Here is a 12,828-nt window from a genome sequence, read left to right on the forward strand (position 1 = left end):
CTTTCTATATAATTCAGATCAAGTATCGAAAAAGAAAGGAAAGTACCTCTATGTGTACCTTCCTTCCATGAAGTATTAGTTTTTACGGAAAAATTCGTTCAAGTGATCAATGATCTCTTCTTTTTTCCATTCAAATGTTTCGCCAGTTTGACGAATTTTCACTTCTACAATGCCTTCAGATGCCTTTTTACCAACTGTTACACGGACTGGTAAGCCGATTAAATCTGCATCCGCAAACTTAACCCCCGCACGCTCAACTCGGTCATCCAATAGTACATCATAGCGATAAGATTTTAGTAAGCCATATAACTCTTCAGCTAAGCCTACTTGTGCTTCGTCCTTCGTATTAACAGGTACAACATGAATATCGTACGGTGCTAATTGTGTTGGCCAAGTGAAGCCATTATCGTCTTGGAAATGTTCAGCAACCGCTGCTAAAATACGAGACACCCCAATACCATAGCAACCCATAATGAATGGTTGCGCTTTTCCTTGCTCATCTAAAAACGTACCATTCATTTTTGCAGAGTAAGTTGTGCCTAATTTGAAAATGTGTCCAACCTCAATTCCTTCTGCAAATTTGACGATGCCTTGTCCATCTGGAGAAGGATCACCCTCTTGAATAAAACGAATATCCAAGTAATCATTCACAGCAAAGTCACGTTCTGGATTAACGTTCACGAAGTGATAGCCGTCTTCGTTTGCACCAGCAACACCGTTACTAATAGATTTAATCGCTTTATCTGCTATAACTTTAACGTCTACTGGTAATTTCACAGGTCCAATTGAGCCTACACCACAACCTAGTAAGTCGCGAATTGCTGCTTCGCTTGCAAGCTCAACTGAATCAGCTTCTAGTGCATTTTTCAATTTAATATCATTGATTTCGTGATCACCACGAGCAAGTACAACGACTAATTCGCCATCTACATCAAACACTAATGATTTAATAACATTCGCCGCATCTACATTTAAGAAAGCAGATACTTCTTCGATTGTCTTTTGGTCTGGCGTCGATACTTTTTCAAGCTCTTTTAATGGAGCATCAGGTGTTTTGTATTCAGTGATTACTTCCGCCATTTCAATATTTGCAGCATAGTCAGATGTGTCTGAGTAAGCAATCGTATCTTCACCAATTTCAGAAAGCACCATGAATTCATGTGTACCTTTACCACCAATTGAACCCGCGTCAGCAATTACTGCACGATAGTTTAACCCAAGACGAGAGAAGATATTTGAATACGCTCGGTACATATCATCATATGTTTCGTCTAAGCTTTCACGAGTAGCGTGGAATGAATAAGCATCTTTCATAATGAATTCACGGCCACGTAATAAGCCAAAACGTGGACGTTTTTCATCACGGAATTTTGTTTGGATTTGATACAGTGTTAAAGGTAATTTTTTGTAAGATTTAATTTCATCACGTACTAATGTTGTAATTACTTCTTCATGTGTTGGACCTAATGCGAAGTCACGGTTATTACGGTCTTTTAAACGCATAAGTTCATGACCGTATTTTTCCCAACGACCAGATTCCTGCCATAGCTCTGCCGATTGTAAAGCAGGCATTAATAATTCAATGGAATTAACAGCTTCCATCTCTTCACGAATAATATTTTCGATTTTTGTTAATACACGTTTAGCGAGTGGTAAATATGAATAAATTCCGCTTGCATTTTGACGGATAAACCCTGCACGTAGTAATTGCTTGTGTGATTTTACATCAGCATCTGCAGGTACTTCACGTAGCGTTGGGATTAAAGTTTTACTTTGCTTCATTAAGTGTTCCACCTTTTTATCAATTTCGCCTCGGCGTAATTGCCGCTGACGCTTCGTTACACTTCGCTTTCGCGCAGATAAACAATGCGTCTGGATTTTGAATTGTGCTTAGGCCTGCGTGACGCAGGTCAGTTAGCCGTTGTCGCAAGGATGCGACGTACTTAGGCTAACACCCTTCAAATCCTTTCAAAATCCATGACATCCGCCGGGGGCTTAACTTCCTTCTGCATATGTTCGTATCTCTACTAAATGATAAATGCGCTTAGCACTCATTTCATTTATAAAAGTGAGAGACTTCTGCTGAAGGAAGTTAAATTAAGTTCATACTCTAGCATAATCAAATTTAGCTTTGAACGCAATGATTGGAATCATACACGCCCAAAGCTATTTTTACACTAGAAGAAAAATCGTTGAATATCGTTCCATGTGACAACTACCATTAAGATCATGAGTAGCACAATCCCAACAAAATGAATCATGCCCTCTTTTTGTCGATCAATCGGTCTGCCTCTTACTGCTTCATAACCAAAGAATAATAATCGCCCACCATCAAGTGCTGGTAGTGGCAATAAGTTCATAATTCCAAGGTTAATGCTTAGCATTGCAGCAAAGTTCATTAGAACGAAAATACCGTGTTGCGCTACTTCCTCAGTCGTTTTGTAAATACCTACCGGTCCTGATAGCGCGTCAATTGTTAATTGACCTGTAACTAACTGACCTAGTAATTCAAATATACGAATCGTCATATCGTAAACATTCTGTCCACTGTAGACAATAGCTTTTAACGGATTAAATTCACGTGGACTTTCATATAAAACACCAATTTGGCCATATTCCTCGCCTTCTAATGTGACCTCTTTCACCAGCATCGTTAAATTTTCTGTTTGTCCATTTCGTTCAACAGTTACATTAATCGTTTCGCCAGCGCTTTCTTGCACAATTCCAGCTAAATCCTGCCACTTTTCAACCACTTGTCCATCTATCGCTGTCACCTTATCACCTGCAACCATACCTGCTTGTGCTGCTGGGTCATTTTTAACGACTTCCGTAATGATTGGTTCGTACGTAGGAACACCATTTAATAACCCTATTAGCAAATAAATGAAAAACGCTAGTATAAAGTTAAACAAGGGACCTGCAAAAATCGTCATCGAACGTTGACCAACTGATTTCCCATTGAATTGACGATCATACGGCGCAATAATCGTTTCTCTACCATTTTCTACAAGCACGCAATCTCTCGACACATTATAGCGTACTAGTTGCTCTTCTTCATCATAACCTTCAATAAACAAATCACGCTCTAAATCAGCACGTTCCACTTCTAAAAAAAGTAGATCTGGTAATTGTCTATTATTTTGGTTAAAAATAATTTTTTTAACCAGATTATCCTCATTAATAATAAGCCCGACACGATAGCCTGGTTGTAATTCCGTGCTATCTATATCTTGTCCAGCCATACTTACATACCCACCAATCGGTAGTAAACGTAATGTATAGAGTGTTTCACCTTTTGTCATGGCGAAAATTTTTGGTCCCATACCAATAGCAAATTCTCTTACCATAATCCCTGCACGTTTAGCGAACAGGAAGTGGCCAAGCTCATGGATGAAGACGAGCAAGCCAAATATTAAAATAAATGCAATAGCTGTTTGCATAATACCCCACCTTCAATAGCGAATAGTTGATGACGCGTTTCTTACGTTATTTTACCATGCCCAACACTGTTTTCCTTGTCTCACTATCTACATGTAAAATCTCCTGCAAATCTGGCACTAAAATATTGTTATGTGCCTGCATCACACGCTCAATTGTTTCATCAATTTCAAGGAAAGTAATTTTCCCTTGTAAAAATGCCGCAACTGCCGCTTCATTTGCTGCATTCATCGCTGTTAGAATGGTACCACCCATACGTCCAGCCTCGTAAGCTAAACGTAATGCCGGATAACGTTCAAAGTCCATCTCTTTAAAATGGAGCTGACCAATTTGTGCTAAATTAAGTCGCTGACCGTTATGTAGTGGGATACGATCTGGATAACTAAGTGCATATTGAATCGGCACACGCATGTCCGGTGTACCAAGCTGAGCAATGACACTAGTATCATGATACTCAACTAGTGAGTGAATAATACTTTCTCTATGCAAAAGTACATCAATTTTATCGTAAGGCATATCAAATAATACATGCGCTTCAATGACTTCTAACCCTTTATTCATCATTGTTGCCGAATCAATTGTGATTTTCGCACCCATCGACCAGTTTGGATGATTAAGTGCATCTGCCACAGTTACAGCTTTTAGTTCATCACGTGTTCTATCACGAAAGCTACCACCTGAAGCTGTAATAATCAACCGCTCAATATTTTTTGGATTCTCACCATTCATCGATTGGAATATTGCTGAATGCTCACTATCTACCGGCAAAATTGGTGCATTATATTTTTTTGCCTCCGCCATGACTAAATGTCCAGCTGTGACAAGTGTCTCTTTATTTGCAATAGCAATTGTTTTGCCCATACGAATCGCAGCAAGTGTCGATTCTAAACCAACACTGCCAAGTACAGCATTTACAAGCACCGTTGAATCTGGATGCGTAGCGACTTCTATAAGCCCTTTTGCACCAAAAGTGAAGTGAATGTTCGGATAATCCTTTTGCAGGGCATGTGCATCTTCCTCAAACTGCACAGATACAAGCTCCGGCTTCAGCACATTAATTATCTCACGTGTTTTTTCAATATTTCTACCAGAAGAAAAGGCAACTAATTGAAACTCTTCTGACTGCTCTTTTAAAATATCGAAAGTCTGCCACCCAATAGAGCCTGTTGCTCCTAATAAACTAATTTTTTTCACAACAAATTGTCCCCTCTTATGTCTAGACTAAAGCGCTATCCTCGCATGAATACATTTAATGAGCATACAGGTTATGGAAGCGCTATAGCACTTTTCTTAGTTACCGAAAAGGTATAAAAAGTGTAATAATGGTACCACGAATAATAAACTATCAAAGCGATCTAAAATCCCACCATGACCTGGTAAAATAGTTCCTGAATCTTTTACGCCATAATGACGTTTAATCGCTGATTCCACTAAATCGCCCATCTGCCCAATGATAGAAGCAACTATCGTAATGAGAATTAGCGAAACATAACCGTTCATAAATGGATAAATTATTTGCATACCGATAGCGAAAATCACTGCAATTACAATACCGCCGACAAAACCTTCCACCGTTTTCTTTGGTGAAATTTCTGGCCATAACTTGTTCTTCCCAAATTTACGACCAACAAAATAGGCACCAGAATCCGTTGTCCATACGACTAATAAGCAATATACAACAAACTCTAAACCATTGTTACGTGTTTCGATTAAGTAATGGAAACCCATACCAACATAAAAAGCACCTAATAATATAAAGCCTACTTCATCAAACGTAATTTTATTCTTTACGAGTACGACATAAATCAGTAATAACATCATCAAGCCATATACGACCATTAAGATCGAAGAATAACCAATAATTTGTACTACTTCACCTGCCCAATCTCTCGGGATTACAAGCAATACTAATGTAAGTAACCCAATCACACCAGGTATAGAAAAAATAGAAATACCTTTCATTTTCAATATTTCATAAAAGCCAACTACAGCCATTGCTAATACAAGTAATGTAAATGGCACCTTCCCATAAATCACAAACGGGATAAAAAGTGCCGCTGCAATAATTGCTGTAATGATTCGTTGTTTCAAGTTGTTTCTTCTCCCTTCAACCCACCGTAACGACGATTACGTTTTTGATAGTTCTCAACCGCTTCCAATAAGGTCTTCTCACTAAAATCGGGCCACAATGTATCTGTGAACCAAAATTCAGTATAGGCAAGTTGCCATAACATAAAGTTACTCAGTCTTACTTCACCGCTTGTACGAATTAACAAGTCTGGTTCTGGTAAATGAGCAGTCATTAAATGTGATGTCATACACTCTTCATCAATTTCATCAATTAGTAACTGTCCATCTTGTACTTTTTGCATAATGTTTTTCATAGCACTCACCATTTCGGAACGACTACCGTAATTTAAAGCGAAATTTAATATGAGACCCGTATTATGTTTTGTTTCTTCCATTGCCTCGAATAATGCAGTTTGTGTATGCTTCGGAAGCAGCGATGGATCACCAATCATTTCTACTCGTACATTGCGTTCCATCATTTCAGGTAAGAAAGAGCCTAAAAACTCAACCGGCAGGCGCATTAAAAAATCGATTTCTGCTTTTGGTCGTTTCCAATTTTCTGTCGAGAACGCATAAACCGTTAGCACTTTAATGCCTAGGTCAGATGCAAATCTTGTCACCTTGCGTACTGTCTTCATACCTTCATGATGCCCAGCAACACGTGGCATCGCACGTTTTTTTGCCCAACGTCCGTTTCCGTCCATTATAATCGCTACATGGGCAGGAATTGGCTCGCTTTTAGAAAGAGCAACACGTTCCTCCAATGATAGTGTATCTATATTTATTTGTTTTCCTAATAGCTTTTTAAACATACTAACTCCCCCACTACAACTAATCGGACGTATACTTATTTATAATAACAAACATAATGCCTCTTTGTCTTTTTTTTCCCTTTAAATTGACTATGCGCTTATCCTCTCGATTAGAACAAACGAATAGTATCAATTACGCCTCAGCGTAATTGCGTCCAGATTTTGAATTGTGCTTGCACAATTAACTCCTTTCAAAATCTGTGACATCCGCCGGAGGCTTTATCTTCAATCAGCAGGCTTTTTCTGTACCTGTCGCTGTGCTTTCGGTACACGACACCTTTTGTTGATTGAAGATAAAAAAAGAAAAGACGTCCTGTAATATATAGGACGCCTTCATCTCATCAAAAAGTTCCATCATAGAATTGTAGAGCGTCAGCTTACACGTCTAAAATTTCTTTTTCTTTCTCTTTCGTTACTTGATCTACTTTCACGATGAACTCATCTGTTAACTTTTGAATATCTTCACCAAAACCACGTAAATCATCTTCTGTGATTTCGCCAGCTTTTTCAAGTTTTTTCAGATCGTCATTTGCATCACGGCGTACATTACGCACAGCGATTTTTGCATCTTCAGCTTCTTTTTTCACTTGTTTAACAAGGTCTTTACGACGTTCTTCTGTTAAAGCAGGAATCATTAAACGGATTACAGTACCATCATTTGTTGGTGTAATGCCAATATCCGATTTCATAATTGCTTTTTCGATTTCGCCTAAAACCGTTTTGTCATATGGTGTAACAACAAGAAGGCGCGCTTCTGGTACAGCAACCCCCGCAAGTTGGTTAATTGGTGTTGGGGCACCATAATAATCTACAGTGATGCGATCTAATAGAGATGCATTCGCACGACCTGCACGGATTGATGCTAATTCACGAGAAAAAGCAGCAATCGATTTGTTCATTTTATCTTTAGCTTGTTCAATTACTTGTTTAGCCATTATAAGTTCCTCCTAACAACTGTTCCAATTTTTTCGCCTTGCACGGCACGTTTAATATTACCTTCTTCCGTAATCGAGAAGACAATTAACGGAATATCGTTATCCATACATAAAGTTGAAGCCGTGGAATCCATTACTTGCAAACCTTGTTGAATAACATCTAAGTATGTGAGTGTATCATATTTCACAGCAGTTGCATCTACTCGTGGATCTGCAGAATAGACACCGTCCACATTATTTTTTGCCATTAAAATAGCGTCTGCATCGATTTCAGCTGCACGTAATGCCGCAGTTGTATCTGTAGAGAAGAATGGGTTACCAGTACCTGCCGCGAAAATCACTACGCGTTTTTTCTCTAAATGACGAACTGCTTTACGGCGAATATATGGTTCCGCTACTTGCGTCATTACGATAGAAGATTGAACTCTTGTTTCAATACCTAATTTTTCAAGAGCATCTTGTAATGCTAGTGAGTTCATAACTGTTGCAAGCATGCCCATATAGTCTGCTGCCGCACGGTCCATACCCATTTCACTACCGATTTTTCCGCGCCAAATGTTACCGCCACCAACAACAACAGCAACTTCTACATCAAGATCTACTACTTCCTTTACTTCTTCTGCAACAGACTTGATAATTTTTGGTGATAAACCAAAGCCAGCTTCACCAGCCAACGCTTCACCACTTAGTTTTATGACTACTCGTTTATATTGTGGCATACCCATGTAAACCTCCGTCAGACATTTATTTAAAAGCATTACTATTCTTTATTCATTATAGTATATAACAACAATTGCTAGTTGTAGAAAAATCGAATAATCTAATTTACCTCGGCGTATTTACGTCTAGATTATGACATGCCCAGAATGATATTCTATTATTTTCCTGAAAAATAGGGAACACGCTATGTTGTGTTCCCCATTTTTTATCTAGAAATTATTTTATTAGGCTAATTAGTTACCTTTAACTTGGTTCATAACTTCTTCAGCGAAGTTATCTTCACGTTTTTCGATACCTTCACCAACAGCGTAACGTACGAATCCAGTTACTTTACCGCCTGTTGCTTCTACGAAAGTACGTACTTTTTGATCTGGGTTTTTAACGAAAGTTTGGTCAAGTAAGCAAACGTCTTCGAAGTATTTACCAAGACGACCTTCTACCATTTTCGCTACGATGTTTTCTGGTTTACCTTCGTTAAGAGCTTGTTCTGTTAACACTTTACGCTCTTTTTCAACTTCATCAGCAGAAACTTCGTCACGAGAAACGTAAGTTGGGTTAATAGCAGCGATGTGCATTGCTACGTCTTTTGCAGCAGCTTCATCAGTAGAACCTTCAAGAACTACTAATACACCAATACGTCCACCCATGTGTAGGTAAGAACCGAATGCGTCTGCATCAGTTTTTGTTTTAATTTCAAAACGACGTAGGCTAATTTTTTCACCGATTGTCGCAACAGCAGTTGAGATTTGGTCAACAATTTTTACGCCTTCAGCATTTGCAAGCTCAAGAGCCGCTTCAACAGTTGCTGGTTTAGCAGCTAGTAATTGTGCAGCAAGTTCTTCAACTAATACTACGAATTTTTCGTTTTTAGCTACAAAGTCAGTTTCAGCATTTACTTCAAGTAAAATAGCTTCGTTACCTTGAGTTAAAATGAAAGTTGTACCTTCAGCAGCGATACGATCAGATTTCTTTGCAGCTGATGAAAGACCTTTTTCACGTAAGAAGTCGATTGCAGCTTCAATGTCGCCTTCAGTTTGTACTAACGCTTTTTTACAATCCATCATACCAGCGCCAGTTTTTTCGCGTAATTCTTTTACTAATTGTGCAGTAATGTTTGCCATTTAGTGTTTCCTCCTTAGTTGGTTGAAAATAAATTGAAATATTAGATATAAGTTCTAAAAAAGGTGATAAGGGGTTTGATCCACTTATCACCTTTTTGTTAACGTGAATTACTCAGCAGCTGCTTCAGTTGCAGGAGCTTCTTCTTCACCTTGTTTTGACTCGATTAATGCGTCAGCCATTTTAGCAGTTAAAAGTTTAACAGCGCGGATAGCATCGTCATTTGCAGGGATTACGTAGTCGATTTCATCTGGATCACAGTTTGTATCAACAATTCCTACTAGAGGGATGTTTAATTTGCGAGCTTCAGCAACAGCGATACGTTCTTTACGTGGGTCAACCACGAACATAACGTCTGGAAGATTGTGCATATCACGGATACCGCCTAAGAATTTAACTAGACGTTCGTGTTCTTTTTTAAGTTGGATTACTTCTTTTTTAGGAAGAACTTCGAAAGTTCCTTCTTCTTCCATTTTTTCGATAGCTTTCATACGTGCAACACGTTTTTGAATAGTACCGAAGTTAGTAAGAGTACCACCTAACCAACGTTGGTTGATGTAGTAGTTGCCAGAACGTTCAGCTTCGTCTTTGATCGCTTCTTGTGCTTGTTTTTTCGTACCAACGAAAAGAACTTTACCACCGTCTTGACCAACTTGACGCATGAAGTCGTAAGCTTCCTCTAATTTTTTAACAGTTTTTTGTAAGTCGATGATGTAGATCCCGTTACGCTCAACGAAGATAAATTTCTTCATTTTTGGGTTCCAACGACGAGTTTGGTGACCGAAATGTACACCAGCTTCAAGTAATTGTTTCATAGAAATTACTGACATGTGAATTTCCTCCTAGAATGTTTGGTTTTTTTCCTCCGCATTTATCGTCTGCAACAAGCTACCCTGATTATCAGAGCACCACTTACTACATCAAAATGCGTGTGTAGTGATAACACCATTTGCTAATATAACATAGGACATGCACATCCGCAACTATTTTAGCTATGAAATTTCAATAAAAGCTCGATTTCTGTTTTTCCTTTTTGAAGTTGCTTGGCAATTCCCTCGACAGTTTTCCCTTGTTTCGACAACAGTATGACTTGTTCTTCAAAGGTAGGCTCTAATTGTTCTTCTTCGATTAGTGCATCTAGTGTCGCTACAGAAGAACCCTGTTTTGCTGTATTATTGGTTGCATGTTGTTGGCGGCTATAGGCGTTTACCGCGATATTTTTCGGAACAAAAACACGTGGCTCAACCTCAATATCAGTTCTATTTACTTCTTTAGAGGATATCTCAGCTGTTGGTTGTTGTGTTTCTAGTTCTCTATGCTGTTCATCTTGTTCTTTTGGACGTGATGCTACAACTGCCTGTTGTTTTGGTACCATTTGCAGTTCGCTAATCAGACGATTGTTTTCATCCTTCATTTCCGCTAAATACACACTGATTGTATCATCCATCTCACGCATTAAACGCTCTTGCTTTTTCTCTAAATCTTTGAATTTTGCAAGCTTTGTATTCAAAATGATAATGGCATAAAACGACAAAAGTTGTAATACAAACAGCACTGCGATTAATATGGTTGTCATGTTATACTCCTATCCACTAAAGTCCACGAAATTTCCTTTAAACGGATGCTGAGCTTGCTTCTCTGGTTTTTCGTCACTATTTTTCTTCTTTTTCCGAGTACCATGTATGTACTCAGCACCGGCTTCTTCTTCTTCACTAATTTCATCCATACCTTCTGAGGTATTCACGATTTTCTGCTTGCGCTCTATTTCCTTTTTCAATGCCTCATTTGCATTTGCTTGTTGAGCTAAAGCTTGTTGCTGTGCCTGATCAGCCATTTTACCTGCTTCAAACGTTTTCGGTATTGCAATTTGTAACTCTACACCCTTTAAACTCACGAAAATCCCTCCCCCTAGTGCACTGACTCATTCAATACTTAACTATTAATCATTTCAGTGGCTAATAGCTTACGTAACTTTAATAAAGCTTTTGAGTGAATTTGAGAGATACGAGAAGTTGACAGTTCTAACAGTTCCCCTATTTCAGTTAATGTCATTTCTTCGGTGTAAAATAAGCTTAATACGAGTTGCTCTTTTTCATTTAGTTTTTGAATATTGGCTGCTAAATCACCGAGCAGCTCAGACTTCACGACAACATGTTCGGGTGTCTTTGTAGTATCATCTCGAATAACAAATGCTTTTCCTTCTGCTTCTTCCTGATCCTGTTGCTCATTGATGGAGAGTACATTCGAAAAAAAATGTTCTTGTACCGTTTGATAAACTTCATCAACCGGCAATTCCATATGTTCAGCAAGTTCTTCAGGTGTCACATGGCGCATATATTTCTGTTCCAAATGTTCAATTTGGGCATCTAATTTTTTCGCTTTCTCCCGTGCAGACCTTGGGAGCCAATCCTCTTTACGTAAACCATCAATAATTGCGCCTCTTACTCGAAAAGATGCGTACGTATCAAATTTCAAATCACGATTAATATCAAATTTATTGAGCGCATCAAATAGACCTAGCATGCCTAAGCTCATTAAATCATCTCTCGAAACGTTCTTCGGTAAACCAGCACCAATTCTTTGCACGTGATAAGACACAAGAGAAGTATACTTTTTTATGAGTAAGTCACCTGCATCTGGATCGCGGTCGTTAGTCCATTTACTCCAGAGTTTTTGTTCATCGTTTAGAATTAATTGTGTCATGAAATCCACCTCTCTTAAAACCGATGCTATGCTTCCCTATATTGTACCAAAATTCGATGATAATTTCATAACTTACCAAGCATAATATTTACTAAAACTCCATCAAATTTGTCCATATAAAAATAGGTTGTCTCAAAATAGAATTGAGACAACCCATATTTATCAAGTATTTACTTGTTCTTCATCTCGATGCATCATTGTACGAACAACTTGTGCTATCTCTTCTGTGTTTTCATCTTGGAATTCTACAGTTGAATTCACAGTTTGCTTTTCTTGATTATTTTCAAGACTATCCTCATCTCGTACTTCTTCATCTAGTTCTTTTTCAGTTAGATTCTCTTCGCTTTCAGGTGTATACAGGATGTACGACACAAGATAACGTACGAGAAACATAGCTAAAAACACTAGAATAGCCGATACAAACGAGCCTATTAAAATTCGAACCGGCGAATAGGAACTTTGAAAAGTCATAAAAAAATAAACTGAAAATGCCATAAGTGCCGCCCATAAGTTGTAAAAAATTGAACCAAACATTATATTTCACTCACTCCTTGGTTGACAGTTCGAATATGTAATTTCGATGTCATAGGATCAAATTCAATTGTTCTACCGCTGCTGCCACCTGTATCTTCAGCAATTAAAGGAATGGCGTTTTTCTTCAATTCTTGTTTTACTGCCTCTACATTCCGTGGACCGATACGCATTGAATTCTTATCTGACGTAAATTGAAACATTTGTGCACCTCCAGCAATCTTTGCCTTCAGTTTAAATTTTTGAACACCTTCAAGTTTCAATAAATCGATCATTGCGGAAATACCTGTATCGGCAAATTTCGCAACATTAATTGACTCTGCTCTTCCTAAATTAGAATCCGGTAGCATGACATGTATTAAGCCTGCAATTTTTTTTGACTCATCGTATAAAATAACGCCTACACAAGATCCAAGACCAGAAGTCCTGATAGTGTTTGGCAGCTTTGCTACATCCATTTGTGCAATTCCGACCTTTATAACTTGTCCGCTATTTAACAT

Annotated in this window: 14 protein-coding genes; all 14 read right to left on the reverse strand. The window is 38.3% G+C overall.

From position 1 onward, the window contains the following. Positions 1-75: 75 nt before the first annotated feature. The 14 genes from ACIQ2D_RS02535 to ACIQ2D_RS02600 all read right to left on the reverse strand — a co-directional run bounded on the left by ACIQ2D_RS02535 (position 76) and on the right by ACIQ2D_RS02600 (position 12,828). Entirely contained in the window at positions 76-1,782 is a 1,707-nt protein-coding gene (locus tag ACIQ2D_RS02535; RefSeq protein WP_402858886.1) for a proline--tRNA ligase, read from the reverse strand. Between the two features lie 395 nt (positions 1,783-2,177). After that, positions 2,178-3,440, reverse strand: a complete 1,263-nt coding sequence (gene rseP, locus ACIQ2D_RS02540) for an RIP metalloprotease RseP (protein WP_402858889.1) — start codon at positions 3,438-3,440, stop codon at positions 2,178-2,180. Between the two features lie 46 nt (positions 3,441-3,486). Beyond that, entirely contained in the window at positions 3,487-4,632 is a 1,146-nt protein-coding gene (gene dxr / locus ACIQ2D_RS02545; RefSeq protein ID WP_402858891.1) for a 1-deoxy-D-xylulose-5-phosphate reductoisomerase, read from the reverse strand. Positions 4,633-4,728: 96 nt separating this feature from the next. Beyond that, positions 4,729-5,529: a phosphatidate cytidylyltransferase gene (locus ACIQ2D_RS02550; RefSeq protein ID WP_402858894.1), complete on the reverse strand. Its 801-nt coding sequence runs from the start codon at positions 5,527-5,529 to the stop codon at positions 4,729-4,731. Continuing rightward, on the reverse strand, positions 5,526-6,320 hold the full coding sequence (locus ACIQ2D_RS02555) for an undecaprenyl pyrophosphate synthase (RefSeq protein WP_402858897.1): 795 nt from the start codon (positions 6,318-6,320) through the stop codon (positions 5,526-5,528). The genes ACIQ2D_RS02550 and ACIQ2D_RS02555 overlap by 4 nt, the downstream gene beginning before the upstream one ends. A 377-nt stretch (positions 6,321-6,697) precedes the next feature. Next, complete coding sequence (gene frr, locus ACIQ2D_RS02560; RefSeq protein WP_402858900.1) at positions 6,698-7,255, reverse strand: ribosome recycling factor; 558 nt, start codon at positions 7,253-7,255, stop codon at positions 6,698-6,700. After that, on the reverse strand, positions 7,255-7,980 hold the full coding sequence (gene pyrH, locus ACIQ2D_RS02565) for a UMP kinase (RefSeq protein WP_402858903.1): 726 nt from the start codon (positions 7,978-7,980) through the stop codon (positions 7,255-7,257). Before pyrH ends, frr begins: the two co-directional genes overlap by 1 nt. 228 nt (positions 7,981-8,208) lie before the next feature. Then, positions 8,209-9,096, reverse strand: a complete 888-nt coding sequence (gene tsf / locus ACIQ2D_RS02570; RefSeq protein ID WP_402858906.1) for a translation elongation factor Ts — start codon at positions 9,094-9,096, stop codon at positions 8,209-8,211. A gap of 108 nt (positions 9,097-9,204) precedes the next feature. Then, on the reverse strand, positions 9,205-9,924 hold the full coding sequence (rpsB, locus tag ACIQ2D_RS02575; RefSeq protein WP_053584313.1) for a 30S ribosomal protein S2: 720 nt from the start codon (positions 9,922-9,924) through the stop codon (positions 9,205-9,207). Between the two features lie 158 nt (positions 9,925-10,082). Next, the gene (locus ACIQ2D_RS02580; RefSeq protein ID WP_402858909.1) at positions 10,083-10,670 is read right to left on the reverse strand and encodes a hypothetical protein; all 588 of its coding nucleotides are present in this window, start codon (positions 10,668-10,670) and stop codon (positions 10,083-10,085) included. Positions 10,671-10,679: 9 nt separating this feature from the next. Next, positions 10,680-10,988, reverse strand: a complete 309-nt coding sequence (locus tag ACIQ2D_RS02585) for an RNA polymerase subunit sigma (RefSeq protein ID WP_402858912.1) — start codon at positions 10,986-10,988, stop codon at positions 10,680-10,682. A gap of 38 nt (positions 10,989-11,026) precedes the next feature. Further along, positions 11,027-11,797 carry a FliA/WhiG family RNA polymerase sigma factor gene (locus tag ACIQ2D_RS02590; protein WP_402858915.1) on the reverse strand — a complete coding sequence of 257 codons (771 nt, stop codon included), beginning with the start codon at positions 11,795-11,797 and terminating at the stop codon, positions 11,027-11,029. A gap of 162 nt (positions 11,798-11,959) precedes the next feature. Beyond that, entirely contained in the window at positions 11,960-12,331 is a 372-nt protein-coding gene (locus tag ACIQ2D_RS02595) for a hypothetical protein (RefSeq protein ID WP_402858920.1), read from the reverse strand. After that, a complete protein-coding gene (locus ACIQ2D_RS02600) occupies positions 12,331-12,828 on the reverse strand; it encodes a chemotaxis protein CheD (protein ID WP_402858923.1) in 498 nt (165 codons plus the stop codon). Before ACIQ2D_RS02600 ends, ACIQ2D_RS02595 begins: the two co-directional genes overlap by 1 nt.

The organism is Lysinibacillus sp. NPDC097287, assembly GCF_044761695.1.
Classification (GTDB): Bacteria; Bacillota; Bacilli; order Bacillales_A; family Planococcaceae; genus Lysinibacillus.